This is a genomic window from Brevibacillus dissolubilis (assembly GCF_006170445.1).
GTDB lineage: Bacteria > Bacillota > Bacilli > Brevibacillales > Brevibacillaceae > Brevibacillus_B > Brevibacillus_B dissolubilis.
Map to the genome: position 1 here is coordinate 25,098 of NZ_VCNA01000017.1, position 19,233 is coordinate 44,330.

Sequence of the window (19,233 nt, forward strand, 5' to 3'; positions counted from 1 at the left end):
GAAGGAAGTACGGCACGAATGACACTTCGGGGTTATGTACCAATAACGGCGTTGATGGTAGGCATTGCGGTCTGTCTGCTGATGGGATGGCAGATTTCCATAGGCTTGGCTTTTGCGTTGATCGTCACCTTGATCACGGTCAGCACGATGGGGATCCGTGTCCGCGAGCAGATAGAGTTTGGCTGGCAGGGTGTCAGGCAGACGAAGCCGGTATTGCTGATATTGTTTTTGGTGGGGCTGTTGATTCCTCTGTTGATGATGGGCGGGACGATCCCGGCGATCATATACTATGGTCTGTCGGTCGTGCACGTCGATTATCTGATGGTGATCGGGTTTTTGCTCACCTCGGCCGTGTCGTATTTGTTGGGAACCTCTGTGGGAACACTAAGCACGATAGGCTTGGCACTCATGGGAATCGCGCATGCCGCTCAAGTGCCGCTCGGCATGATGGCGGGAGCTCTCATATCGGGAGCGATGGTCGGCGAGAGATTTTCTCCGATCTCCAGTGCACGGCTGCTGGTACTCAGCAGTCTGGACGGAGATGAGCGGATTACCCGCTTTTCCTATCCGACAGGTCTGGTGGCACTCGGGATGTGTATCCTGATGTTTTTCGGACTGGATCTGTGGATGGAGAACGCAACGGCTGGTGAGACAATCGCCACGAATCAACAGCTTCTTTCTCAATATTTTTCGATATCATGGATTCAATTGATTCCGCTGATGGTCTTGATCGGATCATTTGCTCTGCGCATCAAAGCGATTCATGCGCTTGGATTGGGTGTAGGTATGGCCGGGGTGATGTTTTTCCTCACCCATCAGATGGAGTGGGGCGATTTTGTCCATTCGATGCTGTACGGCTATGACTTAGGCTCAGGGACCAAGCTGGATGAACTGGTGCATGGCGGCGGGATGATGTCGATTCTGAAAGTATTATTGCTGATCAGTTTAGCTGGTTTTATGAATGGCATACTAGATAAAGCTAATTTGCTCAAACCGATTGTGGACCGGTTGCTTGGACAGACGAAGAGCAACACGAGTCTGGTAATCAAGGCAGTATTTTTGTCCTTGTTCGTCGTCATCATCAGCTGCAACCAGACCATTCCGATTCTCGTGATTGCGGCTACCCTGCGGACACGGTTTGAAGAATGGACGGGTGGGCAGGAGCTGTTGGGACGGACGATGCTGGATGCTACGCTGATGATGCCGGTGCTCGTACCGTGGAACGGACTGGCGATGGTGATGAGCGTCACGCTTGGTGTACCGACACTAGAAATCCTTCCATACGTCTGGTATCCGCTGCTGCTCCCGTGCCTGACCGTGCTGTTCACGCTCAGGAGCCGTGGAGGCAAGAGCACGGTGCCGTCATCTAATCCACAACACAAGCAACATGCAGGGTGATGCTTTCCGCTTTTTATCCGTAAAGAGCGGTTGCGATATATAGATTCCATACTGAACAGAGAATGATTAGGAGGAAATTATTATGGTAAAAGTTGGTATTAACGGTTTTGGTCGTATCGGACGTAACGTATTCCGCGCAGCACTCAGCAATCCTAACGTAGAGATCGTCGCAGTGAATGACCTCACAGATGCACATACACTTGCACACCTGCTTCAATATGACTCCGTACATGGCGTACTGGATGCAAAAATCGAAGCGACTGAAAACAGCATCATCTTCAATGGCCGCGAAATCAAAGTTCTTGCTGAGCGCGACCCGGCTGCTCTGCCATGGGGCGAATACGGTGTAGAGATCGTAGTTGAATCCACCGGTCGTTTCACAAAACGTGACGATGCAGCAAAACACCTCGAAGGCGGCGCGAAAAAAGTAATCATCTCCGCTCCGGCTACTAACGAAGACATCACCGTGGTTATGGGTGTAAACGAAGATAAATACGATCCAGCAGCACACACGGTTATCTCCAACGCATCTTGCACAACCAACTGTCTCGCGCCATTCGCGAAAGTGTTGAACGATAAATTCGGTGTGGTAAAAGGTCTCATGACCACTGTTCACTCCTACACCAATGACCAGCAAATCCTCGACCTGCCGCACAAAGACCTCCGTCGTGCGCGTGCAGCAGCAGAAAACATCATCCCTACCTCTACTGGTGCGGCGAAAGCAGTTTCTCTCGTACTCCCAGAACTCAAAGGCAAGCTGAACGGTTTCGCTATGCGTGTACCTACTCCTAACGTATCCGTTGTTGACCTGACTGTTGAGCTCAAAGTATCCACCACTGCGGAAGAAATCAACGCAGCGCTGAAAGAAGCAGCAGAAGGCCCACTGAAAGGTATTCTCGAATACTCCGAAAAACCACTCGTATCCTCTGACTACAACGGAAACCCACACTCCTCTTCCATCGACGCTCTGTCCACGATGGTCATCGATGGCAACATGGCAAAAGTGGTTTCCTGGTACGATAATGAGTGGGGTTATTCCAATCGTGTCGTAGACTTGTGCCAATTTGTTGCAGAAAAAGGTCTGTAAAAGTTAAAATAAGATCGTTATAGAGATATAAAAGGGGGAGTTCACTCTCCCTTTTCACTATGAGAACGATTCATGAGGAGGACCTGTCCGTGAACAAAAAGTCAATTCGCGATGTTGAGTTGTCCGGCAAGCGCGTCTTTTGCCGTGTGGACTTCAACGTACCGATGCAAGACGGCGTCATCACCGACGACACCCGCATCCGTGCAGCACTGCCTACGATTCAGTATCTGACTGAGCAAAAGGCGAAAGTGATCTTAGCAAGCCACTTCGGCCGTCCAAAGGGTCAAGTGGTAGAGGATATGCGTCTGACTGCTATCGGTGAGCATCTTTCTGTCCTGCTCGGCAAGCCGGTGAAAAAGCTGGATGAAAGCATCGGGCAAGAGGTAGAAGCAGCCGTATCAGCGATGCAGGAAGGCGATGTGATCCTGCTTGAGAACGTCCGCTTCCACGCTGGCGAAGAAAAGAATGACCCGGCTCTGGCTGAGAGCTTTGCCAAGCTGGCTGACCTTTTTGTCAATGATGCCTTCGGGGCGGCTCACCGTGCCCATGCCTCAACAGCGGGAATTGCTTCCTACATACCAGCCGTTGCAGGTCTGCTCATGGAAAAAGAGATTCAATTCTTAGGCGGAGCCCTGTCCAAGCCAGAGCGTCCATTCACCGCAATCGTTGGTGGAGCGAAGGTAAAAGACAAGATCGCAGTCATCGAGAATCTGCTGACCAAAGTAGACACCCTGATCATCGGCGGAGGAATGGCGAATACCTTCATCAAGGCGCTCGGTCACAATGTCGGTGCTTCCCTGCATGAAGAAGACAAACTCGACCTGGCCCGTACCCTCATGGAACAAGCCAAAGAACGCAAAGTAAACATGCTGCTCCCAACCGATGTCGTCATCGCGGACAAATTCGCAGCAGATGCCAACACCCAAGTGGTAGAGATCAACGCGATTCCAGACGGCTGGATGGCGCTTGATATCGGTCCGAACTCGCTTGCCAACTTTACCGATGCCGTCATTCCATCCAAAACCGTGGTATGGAACGGACCGATGGGCGTATTTGAGATGGATGCTTTTGCAAAAGGCACAATCGGTGTCGCTGAAGCCCTCACCAAATGCGAAGGAACGACCATCATCGGCGGCGGTGACTCTGTTGCAGCTGTTGAAAAAGCAGGCACAGCCGAGCAAATGACACACATCTCCACAGGCGGCGGCGCTTCCCTCGAATTCATGGAAGGCAAAGACCTCCCAGGCGTCACCGTGCTTCAAGATAAATAATCTTTTTCATCTGAACGGATCGGAGGAGAGAAACATGAGAACCCCTATTATTGCTGGGAACTGGAAAATGTTCAAAACCATTGCGGAAGCAACCGCCTTCGCCAATGCACTCCCAAAAGACGGTATTGCATCGGTGGAGCAGGTGATTTGCGCTCCGTTCACCGCCCTTCCTGCACTCGCAGAAGCATTGCGCGGTACCGCCTACAAGCTGGGCGCACAAAACATGCACTTCGAAGAGCAAGGTGCCTTCACCGGCGAAATCAGCCCGCTGATGCTCAAAGAGCTGGGCGTAACCTATGTGATCCTCGGTCACTCTGAGCGCCGTCAGTATTTTGCTGAGACCGATGAGACAGTCAATAAAAAGACCAAAGCGGCTCTGGCGCATGGTCTGTTGCCAATCGTCTGCGTAGGGGAGTCCCTCGAAGAGCATGAAGCAGGCAAAACAGAAGAGGTTGTCCGTACACAAACCCAAGCCGCTCTGGAAGGTCTGACTGCTGAGCAGGCGAGCCAAGTAGTGGTTGCATATGAACCAATCTGGGCAATCGGTACAGGCAAGTCTTCCACTGCAGAGGATGCTAATGCTACGATTGCTTATATCCGCAGTGTGATCGCTGGACAATTTGACCAAGGCACAGCTGACCAAGTCCGCATCCAATACGGCGGCAGTGTGAAGCCGGAGACCGTAGCAGGCTATCTCGGCCAATCCGACATCGACGGCGCACTGGTTGGTGGCGCAAGCTTGACCACAGAGGGCTACCTCGGCCTGGTGAATGGCGCTGCTGCAGCACGATAGGGAGGGTACAACCACATGGTGAATCGACCAAAGCCAGTCGCCCTGATCATCTTAGACGGCTTCGCTCTGCGTGAAGAGACATACGGCAATGCCGTGGCGCAAGCGAGCAAGCCGAATTTTGACCGCTATTGGAACCAGTTCCCGCATGCTTCCTTGACGGCAAGCGGCCTCGCTGTAGGTCTGCCAGAGGGTCAGATGGGTAACTCCGAAGTGGGTCATCTCAATATCGGTGCAGGCCGTGTCGTCTACCAAGACCTGACCCGGATCACCAAAGAGATCAAAGAAGGCGCATTCTTCGAAAACGAGACGCTGATCAATGCGATCGAGCACGCAAAACAACACAACAAGAAGCTGCACCTGTTCGGACTTCTCTCCGACGGCGGCGTACATAGCCATATTCACCACCTGTTCGCTCTGCTTGATCTGGCGAAGCGTCAGGGGCTGACACAGGTCTTGATCCACTGCTTCCTAGACGGCCGCGATGTAGCGCCAGACAGTGCAGTCGGCTATATCGAAGACCTGCAGAACAAAATCAAAGAAGTCGGCGTCGGTCAGATTGCAACCGTCCAAGGCCGCTACTACGCGATGGACCGCGACAAGCGCTGGGAACGCGTCGAAAAAGCTTACCGCGCAATGGTCTACGGCGATGCCCCACACTACACCGATCCTCTGCAGGCGGTTAAAGAATCCTATGAAAAATCGATCATGGATGAATTCGTCATGCCAACCGTGATCGTCGATGCCAACGACAAGCCGGTAGGAACGATTGAAGATGAGGATGCCGTCATTTTCTTCAACTTCCGTCCAGACCGTGCGATCCAGACCTCACAGGCCTTTACCAATGAGGACTTCCGTGGCTTCGACCGTGGTGAGGCTTATCCGAAAAACCTGCATTTTGTCTGCCTGACTCATTTCTCTGAGACCGTCAACGGCTACGTGGCCTACAAGCCATCCAACCTCGACAACACACTCGGTGAAGTGGTCTCCCAGCAGGGGTTAAAGCAGCTCCGCATTGCCGAGACTGAAAAATATCCGCATGTGACGTTCTTCTTCAGCGGTGGCCGTGAGCAGGAGTTCCCGGGCGAGACCCGCATCCTGATCCCGTCACCAAAAGTAGCGACCTATGATCTCCAACCAGAGATGAGCGCCTACGAGCTGACCGAGACCCTTGTCAAAGAGATCGAGGCAGACAACTTCGACGTGATCATCCTCAACTTCGCCAACTGCGACATGGTGGGGCACTCCGGTCTGATGGAACCAACCATCAAAGCCGTAGAGACCACTGATGAATGCCTTGGCAAAGTGGTAGACGCGATCCTCGCTAAAGGCGGCTCTGCCATCATCACTGCCGACCACGGCAACGCAGACCTGATGCTCGACCCGAATGGCCGTCCGATCACTTCTCACAGCACGTTCCCAGTCCCTGTGATCGTCGTCAAGGAAGGTGTAGAGCTGCGTACAGACGGCATCCTCGCCGATCTGTCACCGACCGTGCTCGACCTCTTGGGTGTCACCCAACCTGCTGAAATGACAGGGAAATCCCTGATTCAGAAATAACTGTTTTTTACCATCCCAATACCTCATATGAAAAAAGGAGCTGGCTCTTCATGTCTACAATGATCACTGATATCTACGCTCGCGAAATTCTCGATTCCCGTGGTAACCCAACCCTGGAAGTAGAAGTATACCTCGAAAACGGCGGTTTTGGCCGTGCAGCAGTACCATCCGGTGCTTCTACCGGTGCTTACGAAGCAGTTGAGCTTCGTGATGGCGACAAAGACCGTTACCTCGGCAAAGGTGTACAAAAAGCGGTAGACAACGTAAACGAACACATCGCACCAGAGTTGATCGGCATGGATGCTCTTGACCAAGTAGGCATCGACATGAGCATGATCGCCCTTGACGGCACGGAGAACAAAGGCAAATTCGGTGCTAACGCGATCCTCGGCGTATCTATGGCAGTAGCTCGTGCAGCAGCAGACGCACTCGGTCTCTCCCTGTACAACTACCTCGGCGGCTTCAACTCCCGCACCTTGCCAGTTCCAATGATGAACATCCTCAACGGTGGTAAGCACGCAGACAACACCGTAGACATTCAAGAATTCATGGTTATGCCAGTCAACGCTCCATCTTTCAAAGAAGCGCTCCGCACCGGTGCTGAGATCTTCCACTCCCTGAAAAAAGTACTTGGCAGCAAAGGCCTCAACACCGCTGTAGGTGACGAGGGCGGCTTCGCTCCTAACCTCAAATCCAACGAGGAAGCACTCCAAGTGATCCTCGAAGCGATCAAAGCAGCAGGCTATGAGCCAGGCAAAGACGTATTCCTCGCGCTCGACGTAGCAGCTACCGAAATGTACAAAGACGGCAAATACGAATTCGAAGGCGAAGGCGTAACCAAAACCACTGAAGAAATGATCTCCTTCTACGAAGATCTGGTAAGCAAATACCCGATCATCTCCATCGAAGACGGTCTCTCCGAAGACGACTGGGATGGCTGGAAAGCTCTCACCGACCGCCTCGGCTCCAAAGTTCAGCTCGTGGGTGACGACCTGTTCGTAACCAACACCGAGCGTCTTGCACGCGGGATCGAGACCGGCACAGGTAACTCTATCCTCGTAAAAGTAAACCAAATCGGTACCCTCACCGAGACCTTCGAAGCGATCGAAATGGCAAAACGCGCAGGCTACACCGCTGTCATCTCCCACCGCTCCGGTGAAACCGAAGACTCCACGATCGCTGACATCGCAGTAGCGACCAACGCGGGTCAAATCAAGACAGGTGCACCATCCCGTACCGACCGCGTAGCGAAATACAACCAGCTTCTCCGTATCGAAGACGAACTGGGCGACACTGCAAAATACGGCGGCCGTGCAGCATTCTATAACTTGAAGAAGTAAAAAAGTAAGCGTTTGGATCACGGACTGATACTGCTCCTTTTATGAGGGGCAGTATTTTTTTGTATGTATCGTTCACAAATTATATATTTGAAATAAATATATTCATGCTGATATGATGAATTTGGAAACTATTTCTAACTTTAGGGGATGGAAACATGAAGAGAAAAACCTTATCGTATGCCACAAAAGCTTTGCTTGCCACTGCCATGTTTAGCAGCGGAAGCTTGTTTGCTATCCAAGAAGCGCAAGCGTGCGCCGTTCCTGTCGCAGCTGCCATCACAGCGGGAATCGATAGTTCCTACTACATGAAATCCGACGGCACCGTATATTCGTGGGGGGCCAATGCATACGGACAGTTGGGGAACACCACTTTTACAGAAAGCAGTGCGCCTGTCGGACCCGTATTAACCGATGTAATGGCTTTTGACTCTGGTGGGGTTAACGTCTCTGCGGTCAGACATGACGGTACAGCTTGGTTCTGGGGGATAGAGCCAGCCACTAATGCAAAAGTGAATGTTCCTAAACAACTCTCCATTGAGAATGTGAAGGATCTTACCATTCATAGCAGTGCAGGGGCTTTGCTCAAACAAGACGGAACCGTTTGGACATTTGGAATGAATTCCTTCGGACAATTGGGAGTGAGTGGTGCCCCGAATACAACCACACCGATTCAAGTTACCAGCTTAACCGATGTAAAAGGCATCGAAGCGGGTGACGGACATATCGTCGCGCTTAAGAATGACGGAACTGTCTGGTCATGGGGGAAAAACGATCTCGGTCAGCTTGGGATTGGTGGAAGAATCAATCAGAAAGTACCTGTCCAAGTACCGAGCCTCAGTGGTGTAGTCCAAGTCTCCGCAATTGAGTTTTTCTCGATGGCTCTCAAATCAGATGGAACGGTCTGGGCATGGGGGGAAAATTCATACGGTCAGCTTGGCGATGAAACCCAAGTAACCAAGGACGTTCCAACGCAAGTGAAAAACCTGACCAATGTTAAGATGATTGCAGCAGGCCGCTACAATGGGATGGCGTTAAAAGAAGACGGAACCGTCTGGGCTTGGGGTTACAACGGGTTCGGACAACTTGGAATCGGAACGACAGGAGGATGGAAGTTGGCGCCGATTCAAGTGCAAGGACTGACTGATGTTATCGCTATTGAAGCAGGTTACCATCATAACCTTGCTATTAAAAAAGATGGAACCGTCTGGGCTTGGGGTTACAACAATCATGGACAAGTAGGACAAGATCCGGTCAATACCCGCTATGCGCTCCCAACTCAAGTTATCATTCCGTAGAAAGGTAGCCTATTGCTAAAGAAAAAGAGTTACTTTCCCAATTTTACGGAAAGTAACTCTTTTTTCTATTTATCAGTCACTGTGTCTGCTTTGCATACAAAAAGCCGCAGACTCCCGATGAGCCTGCGGCATTCTTGTATGTAGCTTACTTTTTCTCAGAAAGCCACTTCGCTACAGCTGCGATTTCTTTTGGATCTTGGAGAAGACCCGGTGGCATGGAGCCTTTACCGTTCTTGATTGTTTCGGAGATTGCTTTCTCATCGAGTTTGCTACCGATGTTGGCGAGAGCCGGACCGACCATACCTTCGAGGTTTTGGCCATGGCAGGACGTACAGTTAGCTTTGACGATTTCTTCTGCGTTGATGTTAGCAGCTGCACCGCCGCCGCCACCTGCACCGCCTTCTGCCTCATGCTTCGGTGGGTAAACGATAGAAGCTACGAGGAAGAAAAGGAATACAAGGAACAGAACACCAAAGGAGACGAAAAACCCCTTAGCGGAGTCGATAACGTCATTTTGATTCATGTCTTTTTTGAAGTTCGAACCAGCCATGAGAAAGAGACCTCCTACAGGAATTAATAAAAACGTTCAATAGCAATTTTACGGCAAAAACGTGGCAGTTGCAAGGCACGCCACAAACCGACAAAGAAAGTACACATTTCTGTCTTACTAGAAGGATGCACCAAAACATGTTAAAATAGTAGGTATAAACCATTGGATGGTGAGTGAAGATGAAATACCATATTCTACAGACGGTTACGATCGTTGATATGAACAACGAAATCATTAGGGAAGCGGCTTTTGACCACGGTCAGTATGAGTTTCCTGCTTTGCCGGGAGATTGTGCCGTATTGACTCACAAGCTTGGACTTAAAGGCTTCGACGTCGTCTATGACAAGCGTGAAGAGCAGAGCGTCCGTTACAAGATTCAGGAGACAGAGATTGATCTGACCAATGCCAATCAGGTGATTCGTGTCTATCTCGAACCGATCACGCTGATTCTGGGACAGCACGACGTAGGAGAGATCTAATTTCTTGCTGTCCATCCTCTATTGTGTTACAATTGTAATAATGCTCATTCCATATTGTGACGGAAGATTCATTTGAGGTGGATAACATGGTACTAGCTACAAAAATTCTTTTGGTTATCGCTTGTATTGGCCTGATTGCTGTTGTTCTTCTCCAGTCCGGTAAGAGTGCAGGTTTGGGCTCCATCGGCGGTGGTGCTGAACAAATGATCGGCAAGACGAAGGCACGTGGAATTGATGCCGTCCTCGGTAAAATCACCGTTGTATTTGCGGTATTGTTCTTGGTTGCGACTATCTTGCTCGGCTTCTTTTTAAATGCGTAATCCTGTAAGACCCTGAGACAGCAAGTTTTTCTTGCTGTCTTTTTCTCTATTCCTGACTTTCCTTGAGCCGATACGCTCATACTAACACAAACATATAATTTAAAAACGCAGTAAAGGAGAAATTCGATGACTGAACAAGACATCCTTGCGTTTATGCGTGAGCAGGCTTATCATCCGATGACCGTCCAAGAGCTCGAAGAAGCATTTAAGCTGGAGGGCGGAGACGCCTTTAAGACATTAGTCATCACTCTGAACCAACTGGAAGAACGCGGTGAAATCATCCGCACCCGCACCAACCGCTACGGCGTTCCTGAAAAAATGAACCTCGTGCGCGGCCGACTCCAGACCCACCAAAAAGGCTTCGGCTTCGTCATCACGGAAACCGCTGGTGAGCCGGACATCTATATCCATGCCAATGATATGGATTCTGCGATGCACGGAGACACCGTACTGGCGCGTGTCGAAAAAGAAACAGACGGCAATCGCTTGGAAGGCCGCATCGTCCGCATTGTGGAACGCGGCACGACCACGATTGTAGGTACGTTCCAGGACGAAGTCAATTACGGCTTCGTGCTCCCGGATGAGAAGCGGATTGGCAAAGACATCTTCATTCCAAAAGGCGCCTACAACGGTGCGGTAGACGGCCACAAAGTCGTCGTAAAGATCACCCGTTATCCAGAAGGACGTGCCAATGCAGAAGGGGAAGTCATCGAGGTACTGGGTCACAAAAACGATCCAGGTGTCGACATCCTCTCCATCATCCGCAAATTCGGCCTGCCGGAATCCTTCCCACAAGAAGTACTGGCAGAAGCAGAAGCGGCTCCAGACGAGATCTCCGAAGAAGAGCTCAAAGGCCGCCGCGACCTGCGTGACCGCATGATGGTCACCATCGACGGCGCAGACGCCAAAGACCTCGATGACGCCGTATCCCTCGAGCAGCTGCCGAATGGCAACCTGCGCCTCGGCGTACACATCGCTGACGTCAGCTACTATGTAAAAGAAAACTCCGCCTTGGATCAAGAAGCATTCAAGCGCGGTACATCCGTCTATCTCGTTGACCGCGTAATCCCGATGCTGCCACATCGCCTCTCCAACGGGATCTGCTCGCTGAATCCGAAGGTCGACCGTCTGACCATCACCTGCGACATGGAATTCGACCCGAACGCAGATATCGTCCGGCATGAGATCTACCTCAGTGTGATTAAGACCAACGAGCGTATGACCTACGCTGACGTGCGCAGCATCCTCGAAGAACGCAACGAAGAACTAATCACCAAATACAAAGACCTCGTACCGATGTTTGAAAACATGGAGAAGCTCTGCCTCAAATTGCGCAAGAGACGCATGAAGCGCGGAGCGATTGACTTTGACTTCCGCGAAGCCAAAATCCATGTCAACGAAGAAGGTGTACCGGTCGATATCGGCTTCCGCACCCGCTCGATTGCGGAGCAGATCATCGAGGAATTCATGCTGGCTGCCAACGAAACGGTCGCTGAGCATTTCCACTGGATGAAGCGTCCGTTCATGTACCGTGTCCACGAAGACCCGAAGGAAGAGAAGCTCCAAGCCTTCATGGAGTTCGTCACCAACTTCGGCTACCAAGTGCGCGGTAAAGGCAACAGCGTCCATCCTCGCGCCCTCCAGCAGCTTTTGGAGGAGGCAAAAGGAACACCGGAAGAAATCGTCATCAGCACGGTTCTGCTCCGTTCGATGAAGCAGGCGCGCTATGATGCGGAGAGCCTCGGGCACTTCGGTCTGGCGACAGACTTCTATACACACTTCACCTCTCCAATCCGCCGCTACCCAGACCTGATCGTTCACCGTCTGATCCGCGAGTGGGTGGAAAAGGGCAATATGGCTCCAGAGCGCGAAGCATACCTCGCTGCTGAGATGCCAAATATCGCCGAGCATGCCTCCCAGCGTGAGCGTCTCGCGGTAGATGCCGAGCGTGAGACAGACGACCTGAAAAAAGCCGAGTACATGGCCCAGCACATCGGCGAAGAATTCGAAGGCGTCATCTCCAGCGTCACTTCCTTCGGTCTGTTCATCGAGCTGCCTAACACCATTGAAGGTCTTGTCCACGTCAGCTACCTGACCGACGACTACTACCACTACAATGAGAAAATGTTTGCCCTCAAAGGCGAACGCACCGGGAAAGAATTCCGCATCGGTGACGTGGTGCAGATCCGCGTCTCCAATGTCAATATCGACGAGCGTTCCATCGACTTCGAGATTGTCGGCATGAAAAAGACCAACCGCTTCAACAACGGCGGTGGCAACCGCAAGCCGAAGGTCATCAGCGGCAACGCACGCGCCGGCAAAAATCCAAAGCAACAGCGTGAACGCGACCGCAACAAGCCAAAAGAAAATGCACCGGCAGCCTTCAAGCGCCGCCGTAAAAAAGACCGCCCAACCCTAGGCCGTGAGCAGCAGCTGGCCAACGTGGAAGCAGGCATCATGGAAGACACGGACGGTGTAGGCGATAAACCGCGTCAAAAGCAGTTCTGGGAAGACTTCGTCGCAGGCAAGCCGAAAAAACGCGGTCCAGTAGCCGGAGCAGCCAAACGAAAAAAGAGATAACCTCTTGATTCTTTGACAATTCTTTGCTAAACTAACTTTTACCATTCTTGTGCAGCCAACTGAGGTGATCGAAGTGAGTAAGACGAAGACCGGAACAAAACCCGTGGCCTCCAACCGCAAGGCGAGACACGATTATCATATTGAAGAAGTATATGAGACGGGCATCGAGCTTACCGGCACGGAGATCAAATCAGTGCGCGCAGGAAAGGTGCAGCTGAAGGACTCATTCGCCCGCATCGAAAACGGCGAAATGATGCTCCACAACGTCCACATCAGTCCGTATGAGCAGGGCAACCGGTTTAATCATGAGCCAGAGCGCAAGCGACGCCTCCTGATGCGCCGATTGGAGATCCTCAAGCTCAACCAACAGGTACGCGAAAAAGGTCTTTCCCTGGTCCCTCTGAGCATGTATCTCAAAGGTGGCTGGTGCAAGGTTGAGCTCGCCCTCGTCCGTGGTAAGAAGAACTACGACAAGCGCGATGACCTTAAGAAGAAAGAAGCTGCACGCGAAGTGGAACGTGCACTTCGGGATCGTCAGAAGTATTGATTGGTTAGACGGAGCAGTTTCTATGGCCCAGCGGTTCGGATTGGCAGTTCTGCCAGTAACCTCACATTGTAGTGATGCGAATCGATGTGCTATATTATTGATGTAGCCGATGAGGTCAGCACGCGAGCATGACCCGCCATCGTTGCTACTGAAGCTAACCAAGAGCTTCACATTGACAATCTTTATGCATGATCTTAGTTCACAGATAACCATTGTGTCTTGGGCGGCGGAAGTCTTAGAACCGCTTCCGCTGTCCAGACATTTTAGCTTCTTTTAGAGCATATGCTCACTTTTATCCTGGGGGCGTTCTGGATTCGACGGGGATGGTAGAGCATGAGAAGCGAGCCGGGGGGTTGCGGACCTCGTCACCAACGCAAACGCCATTAACTGGCAACAAACAACTTTCTCTCGCTGCTTAATAACCAGTGAGGCGCTACCACTCCATCGCCCATGTGGCGTGACTAGCGCTCAACTTTAGTGGGATACGCCGGAGGCTTCCGTCTGGAGCCGAAGGAAGAAGATCAATCAGGCTAGGTGCTGGGTCAGCGCGTCACTCCGCGAATCCATCACCGAAATTTAAATGAGTGACTGCGCTCGGAGATGCTCATGTATCGCTGTTTTCGGACGGGGGTTCGAATCCCCCCGCCTCCACCAAATACATAAATGATAAGCCACCTGATGAGGGTGGCTTTTTTGTTGGTTTAGTTATATTCTTGAAAAATAAAGAGAGTTGTATGTGCTGAGAGGATTGATTTAAGATTGGCATTAGATTTAAGTATAGATAATAGTGAGCTTAACATCCTAACCCTGAAATTTGGTATATGGATTATTCTTATGATCATAGCTTTGGTTTTTGTTGAAACAAAAGTACCGAGAATTCTTACCGGGATTTGTAGAGCTGGTGTGACTTTAGGTGGAATTTATTTGTTTGCCATGTGGATTAGTTAGATTTGAAACGAGGGATCAGTTTGAAGCAATGCACGTTATACGTCTCTATCAAGCAACATCAAATAGTGACGGAAGCTATCCAAGAAGCATTTCGTGGCAAGACGATCAAAGCGTCACCAGACGGCCGCGGATTAACCGTCATAGAAGGTCTATTTGACCCAAGCACCGTAACATTCAACACCGTGCGAGAGGATACCGACTCCGAAGCCTTCAGCCAGATGAAGCGTGGCATGTACGTCTTCTTCTACCAGATCGAAACCCCTCACAACCAGGTAAAAGAAAAACTGCTCATGCAAATCTCAGCTCTCAATATGGCGGTAGGTATCGTGTCGAGTAAGGAATTTGATGAAGAGACATTCCTCAACATCCTGAAGATTGCCAATGATGTGCATGGTATCGTGTTTCTCCCTACCGGTGAGGTGATCGATCCACAAGGCCGGCTGATCATGAATCCGGCTGGGGAATCGGAGTTGGAGGATTTGCCTATAATCGTAAGTAGTGGTAGAGGTGTTGATAGAGATGGGCATGTGGAGAAACTTGAACATCAGACTCGATCTCAATCGGCTGAAGCGCGAAAAGAGAGAAGCATGGAGCTTTTGCGTGCGCAGGGCATCCCCGTGATTGATCATCTCCCTGTCATCGCAGGGGACGAAGAGGCTGTAATCCGCAGCAAAAATGAGATCGTGCAACGTGCCATTGCTTTGTGCCTGATCGCCGTCTATGCGGGGAATCTGGCGGAGGATGGGAAGATCCAAGAAGGTCGGAAGGTTATTCAAGCGATTATTCAACAATATTGGGCAGAAGGATTTTTCACTGAAAAAGAAGAAGAATTCTTTACTGACGATCATCTCGAACAGACGGGTATCATCCAGATGGCGTGGATGTACGAATGCTACTGGGTGCTGCTGTGGGCGCTCGGGTTTGTGGAGGAGCTTAATTTCCCGGGACAGATTTGTGATGTGCAGGCAGCGGTTAACACGTTGCGCCACGCGGGTAACTATGATGGCTTCTATCGAAAGGCGTCTGTCCGGAGCAAGGAAGACATTCTAAATCAGGCCGATCTGATCTACCGTTATCATTGGGCTTGTGTGAATGCGAGAGTCAATAACCAGCCGGTACCGGGAGATTTGGATGCGGGAGTGGTGATGGAGCGACACAGAGCGTTTAACTGGCTCATCCGCTACATGGATGCGGACTGGGATGACGTGAGGACGGATACATAGCCCAGAGGGAGATAGAATAGACAGTAATCAAAAAAGAGAGGGACGATGATTGATGACCATTCAGCTAAAACCTGTTACGCGGGATAATTTTTTGGCATGTATCCTGCTGAAATCATATGACTACAAAGGCTATCATCTTTTTGAGGAGCATGTGACCTCTAATGCATTTTCACTAGCACAGGCTTATGCCCAGCCGGAGTGGACGCCAAGGGCCATCTATGACGGTGAGACCTTGGTTGGGTTAACGATGTACGGGCTTGAGCAGAGGGAGCATTTTTACTTTATCACCCGACTGATGATCGATTACCGATATCAGGGTAAGGGATATGGTAGAGCGGCGATGCAGCAGGTGATTGAGGAGATTCGTGGGTTGGGAGCAAGTGAGGTGTATACGAGCATTGTAGCTGGCAACGAAGCAGCCAAGGGTTTGTATTCGAGCCTGGGCTTTGAGGAGACAGGGCGTTTTATCGAGTTCGGCGGTGAGCTTGAGCCGTTGTATTGCTTAAAGCTGGAGTAGGATTGGTACATCGAAGGGTAAGAGAAAAGAAAGATTGACAGTGAAATAACAGAAAAACAGACAAATAGATACGTGAAAGCAATCAAATCGGCTGCACTTCGGTGTGGCTTTTTTTATTGGTTGTTTTGACAGCAGTTTGAAAATCCTCCATTCATCCCATCCTATTCGTATTCATCACTCTTTTTCGGAGGGAAACCTACTATGGAAGCAAGCTGCCCGTCTATATGGCCAGAGGAGAAAACACCAGACGATGTCGCAAACTGTACAGACTGCGGTCTCTATACACATGGCTCCCGCATGATCTGGGGAGAAGGCAATCCACATGCGCCGATCATGATCGTCCTTGATAATCCGGGGGCAAGGGAGGATCGGGAGGGCAACCCGTTTGTCTGCGGGACCAGAGAGACCTTGCAAAAAGCGGCATATGAGGTGGGAGTAAGTGCGGAGGATTTATATGTGACCTATATTCTGAAGCGCCGACCGGTCAAGGCCTATGATAAGGAGCGTACCAGGGAGAAGACGACGGTGTCCTATCATCCGTTGGCGGTGAGGAGACGGCCTAATCTGTGGAAGTATTTTATGGAGGACTGGCGGTTTTTGGTAGAAGCGTATAGGATATGATAAAATGAATGGGAAATCTTACTTTTACACAAGAGGCGGTTCACTAAGGCTGTTCCCTATAAATGCCAGATAGATTCACAGGAGAGAGGGTCTTGTCAGTGGATGAATCAATTGAAATACTAAATGAAGAAGTATTTGAGAATCTGGAACAAATCCTCCAATTGTTAGACCCAAGGCTGGATCTAAAGCTATATGCCATTATCTCGTCAAAGAAACCAGACAAATTAGAAGCGATGAGAATCAAACGCAGTTTGTCCCCTGATCCCAACATCGAGACGATTATCCAAGAGCCACTTACCAATCCAGAGACCGTACTTGATAAGATTGGGGTTCCCAAATCAGCTTGGGAAGGGGATTTAACGCAGTTTATTGCTACACTTGATGGTTTTGACTTCAAGCCTTATGTCATGTCCGTCAGAGAACAGACTGATACGGGCGTAACCGTCCAAAATTCGCCAGATTCCGATACCAAGGACGATACCAAGGACGATTCTTCTCCAGTACCGTGGGAGCCAAATGAGTGGCGGATCGTTTATTCAAACGGATTTAAGTTAGCAAATAAAAACAAGATTGATATCCAATATTTCCTTGCCATCGAATATGTGGATGTTGAAACAAGATCCATTTACTATGATAAGCCACAGTTGTCTTTTCTGAGAATGATGCTCGATTACTACTTTTTAGACTTTTATGATTGCGAGGAAGATAAGAAATTAAAGGTAGACAATGAGCTGGGTATCAAGAAAAAGTACAGAGAAGATTGCGGTCAGTTCCTTCAGCGGATGGCAAGGCTGTTTTTAGGTAAAGTTCAGGATTTCATTGAACAGGGAAAGCATTTGAATGAGAGTTTTGCTGTTTCTTCAGATACGCAGCAGATTGTAAACAATCAATACTATATAAACAATCTCCTTGAGAAAATCGATGGAATCTCAAATCGAACGTATGAAGGAGACAGCCCTTTTGGTTGTATGCTGCTGTTGGACCGAGATACGCTTACTCAGGAAAACTTTGTGAGGTATGCTGTGAAGTTTCAGGATACCCGCCTGATTAAGATGGAGGACGCCCGTAAGATCAGAAAGTTGCTTGAACTGACGAATAAAGAGAACGACTTATACCTGATTGCAGATCATAATTCGATCTATGGGATCGGAGAGATTAATTGGAGTCAGATTAAAGAGAAGTTGATTTTTAAATTCGAGTTTAAAGGCTTATCCAGGTACAACGTCTTTCTTGTAACTATGGAAGAAAAAATAAGTGCAGAAGGTAAGCTCATCACAGAGGATGAAAAGAAAATATTAAAACTGACAACGGATATTGAGATCGTTTCACATAAACTGTTAGGTGTTTCATTCAAACGACCCGAATTAGGGGATGGTGGGTTCACTCCAGAATTGTTCAAACGGGTGATCAAGACCGAATTTAAAAATACGGATATCAGTGATAAGCAGATCGAAAAGCTACAGGTTGTGGTTAAAAAGGCAAAAGAACAACAGAGTGGTACGATGGTGGTGATTACCGACCATGACACGGCAGTAGACGAATTGAAAAAACTGCAAAAACAATCAACTCCGATCATACCTACCGAAATTAATCCGGCCTTCATCAAGCATCTGACCTCAATTGATGGAGCGATCTATTTTGATACATCAGGAGCTTGTCATGCCATTGGTGTCATATTGGATGGTCTGGCTCATGAACATATGGGTGACTCCAGCCGGGGAGCACGCTATCATTCGGCCTATCGTTATGCAGAAAAATTAAAAGGAGAAGATAAACGTTGCGTAATCGCGATCATTTCTGAAGATGGAATGGTGAATCTGATCCCGGAGCAGGTGAATGAAGCGGCTATACGTCGAGCTTTTAAGCAATTTATTGGATACGTCAATGATCATGAGGAGCTGACAGAAGGAAAAATAAAGGCCTACGATGATGAATTAAATAAAGTAATAGGGGATGTTGACTGTGATTATCAACATTACTTTATCTTGGCAGATGCCTTCTACAAGAAACCTTACTACTTAGAAGCAGCAAAATACTTTGAAAAGGGTTTGGATAAGTGTGAGCATTTCAGCACATCTTATCAACGAAAGCTTGCATATTCTCATTTGAAATACGCAATGTCTCCCCAAGATGTCTCGATCAAAAAAGAGCATTTCGAAAAATCAATAATTGAGTATAATAAACTAATCGACTCTGCAAATGATACTGAGATTGAACACAATGATTATAACTGTCGAGCTTTAGCATTTAATTTATTAGGTAGAAGACTTGGAAAGGAAGAATCCGCTAAGAGGGATGATTACTTCAGTAAGTCCTTGGTTGATTTTACCAAGTCAATTGGTATGAAGAAAAGTAAGTTTAATGTCCTATATAGTAATCGTGCAAGTTTATACTGCGATATGGGGAAATGGAAGGAAGCTATAGAGGACTATATGGCGGCTGAATTAGAACAATCGTCTGAGGATACAATCAAAAAAATAATGGATATTGTAAAAGAAGATGATTCATATTTCCTTCATGCCGTATCTGTTTATTCACAGATAAGAGGTAAGCAGGAAAGTGAGGAATTACGAAAACAATTGATTGAATATGGTAAGCAAATTGCCGCAGATAACCTGGAAATTGCTGCGACATTGAAGCAACAAGGTTTTTTGGAAGAGTAAGAGCAGAATCATAATCTGATTCAATTCCTCCTCCACCAAAAAAG

Annotated in this window: 16 protein-coding genes and 1 other RNA gene; 16 read left to right on the plus strand and 1 reads right to left on the minus strand. The window is 49.1% G+C overall.

All coding sequences use genetic code 11. From position 1 onward, the window contains the following. Positions 1 to 18 precede the first annotated feature (18 nt). The 7 genes from FGI41_RS23170 (at position 19) to FGI41_RS23200 (ending at position 8,741) form a co-directional block, all read left to right on the plus strand. Entirely contained in the window at positions 19 to 1,398 is a 1,380-nt protein-coding gene (locus FGI41_RS23170) for a Na+/H+ antiporter NhaC family protein (protein WP_139492688.1), read from the plus strand. A gap of 82 nt (positions 1,399 to 1,480) precedes the next feature. After that, a complete protein-coding gene (gene gap, locus FGI41_RS23175) occupies positions 1,481 to 2,485 on the plus strand; it encodes a type I glyceraldehyde-3-phosphate dehydrogenase (protein WP_139492689.1) in 1,005 nt (334 codons plus the stop codon). 89 nt (positions 2,486 to 2,574) lie between these two features. After that, positions 2,575 to 3,756: a phosphoglycerate kinase gene (locus FGI41_RS23180; protein ID WP_139492690.1), complete on the plus strand. Its 1,182-nt coding sequence runs from the start codon at positions 2,575 to 2,577 to the stop codon at positions 3,754 to 3,756. Positions 3,757 to 3,790: 34 nt separating this feature from the next. Next, positions 3,791 to 4,549, plus strand: a complete 759-nt coding sequence (gene tpiA / locus FGI41_RS23185) for a triose-phosphate isomerase (protein ID WP_139492691.1) — start codon at positions 3,791 to 3,793, stop codon at positions 4,547 to 4,549. A 15-nt stretch (positions 4,550 to 4,564) separates the two neighbouring features. Further along, positions 4,565 to 6,106 (plus strand): 2,3-bisphosphoglycerate-independent phosphoglycerate mutase, encoded by a 1,542-nt coding sequence (gpmI, locus tag FGI41_RS23190; protein ID WP_139492692.1) that lies wholly within the window; start codon positions 4,565 to 4,567, stop codon positions 6,104 to 6,106. Positions 6,107 to 6,156: 50 nt separating this feature from the next. Beyond that, positions 6,157 to 7,446 (plus strand): phosphopyruvate hydratase, encoded by a 1,290-nt coding sequence (gene eno, locus FGI41_RS23195; protein ID WP_139492693.1) that lies wholly within the window; start codon positions 6,157 to 6,159, stop codon positions 7,444 to 7,446. A gap of 155 nt (positions 7,447 to 7,601) precedes the next feature. Then, the gene (locus tag FGI41_RS23200; protein WP_139492694.1) at positions 7,602 to 8,741 is read left to right on the plus strand and encodes an RCC1 domain-containing protein; all 1,140 of its coding nucleotides are present in this window, start codon (positions 7,602 to 7,604) and stop codon (positions 8,739 to 8,741) included. Positions 8,742 to 8,886: 145 nt separating this feature from the next. Here FGI41_RS23200 and FGI41_RS23205 read toward each other — a convergent pair whose 3' ends face one another. Continuing rightward, entirely contained in the window at positions 8,887 to 9,291 is a 405-nt protein-coding gene (locus FGI41_RS23205) for a YqzM family protein (protein ID WP_139492695.1), read from the minus strand. A 179-nt stretch (positions 9,292 to 9,470) separates the two neighbouring features. Between FGI41_RS23205 and FGI41_RS23210 the strand changes: the two genes are divergently transcribed. The 9 genes from FGI41_RS23210 to FGI41_RS23250 all read left to right on the plus strand — a co-directional run bounded on the left by FGI41_RS23210 (position 9,471) and on the right by FGI41_RS23250 (position 19,189). Further along, positions 9,471 to 9,770: a hypothetical protein gene (locus tag FGI41_RS23210; protein WP_139492696.1), complete on the plus strand. Its 300-nt coding sequence runs from the start codon at positions 9,471 to 9,473 to the stop codon at positions 9,768 to 9,770. Positions 9,771 to 9,856: 86 nt separating this feature from the next. After that, complete coding sequence (gene secG, locus FGI41_RS23215) at positions 9,857 to 10,090, plus strand: preprotein translocase subunit SecG (protein WP_139492697.1); 234 nt, start codon at positions 9,857 to 9,859, stop codon at positions 10,088 to 10,090. Positions 10,091 to 10,216: 126 nt separating this feature from the next. Then, positions 10,217 to 12,670 carry a ribonuclease R gene (gene rnr, locus FGI41_RS23220; RefSeq protein ID WP_139492698.1) on the plus strand — a complete coding sequence of 818 codons (2,454 nt, stop codon included), beginning with the start codon at positions 10,217 to 10,219 and terminating at the stop codon, positions 12,668 to 12,670. Between the two features lie 73 nt (positions 12,671 to 12,743). Then, on the plus strand, positions 12,744 to 13,217 hold the full coding sequence (gene smpB / locus FGI41_RS23225) for an SsrA-binding protein SmpB (RefSeq protein ID WP_139492699.1): 474 nt from the start codon (positions 12,744 to 12,746) through the stop codon (positions 13,215 to 13,217). Positions 13,218 to 13,516: 299 nt separating this feature from the next. Continuing rightward, positions 13,517 to 13,871, plus strand: a transfer-messenger RNA (tmRNA) gene (ssrA, locus tag FGI41_RS23230). A gap of 314 nt (positions 13,872 to 14,185) precedes the next feature. Further along, positions 14,186 to 15,388 carry a DUF4272 domain-containing protein gene (locus tag FGI41_RS23235; RefSeq protein WP_139492700.1) on the plus strand — a complete coding sequence of 401 codons (1,203 nt, stop codon included), beginning with the start codon at positions 14,186 to 14,188 and terminating at the stop codon, positions 15,386 to 15,388. 52 nt (positions 15,389 to 15,440) lie between these two features. Then, on the plus strand, positions 15,441 to 15,905 hold the full coding sequence (locus FGI41_RS23240) for a GNAT family N-acetyltransferase (protein WP_139492701.1): 465 nt from the start codon (positions 15,441 to 15,443) through the stop codon (positions 15,903 to 15,905). Between the two features lie 201 nt (positions 15,906 to 16,106). Continuing rightward, positions 16,107 to 16,526: a uracil-DNA glycosylase family protein gene (locus FGI41_RS23245; RefSeq protein ID WP_139492702.1), complete on the plus strand. Its 420-nt coding sequence runs from the start codon at positions 16,107 to 16,109 to the stop codon at positions 16,524 to 16,526. Between the two features lie 98 nt (positions 16,527 to 16,624). Continuing rightward, on the plus strand, positions 16,625 to 19,189 hold the full coding sequence (locus FGI41_RS23250) for a tetratricopeptide repeat protein (protein ID WP_255298615.1): 2,565 nt from the start codon (positions 16,625 to 16,627) through the stop codon (positions 19,187 to 19,189). Positions 19,190 to 19,233 lie beyond the last annotated feature (44 nt).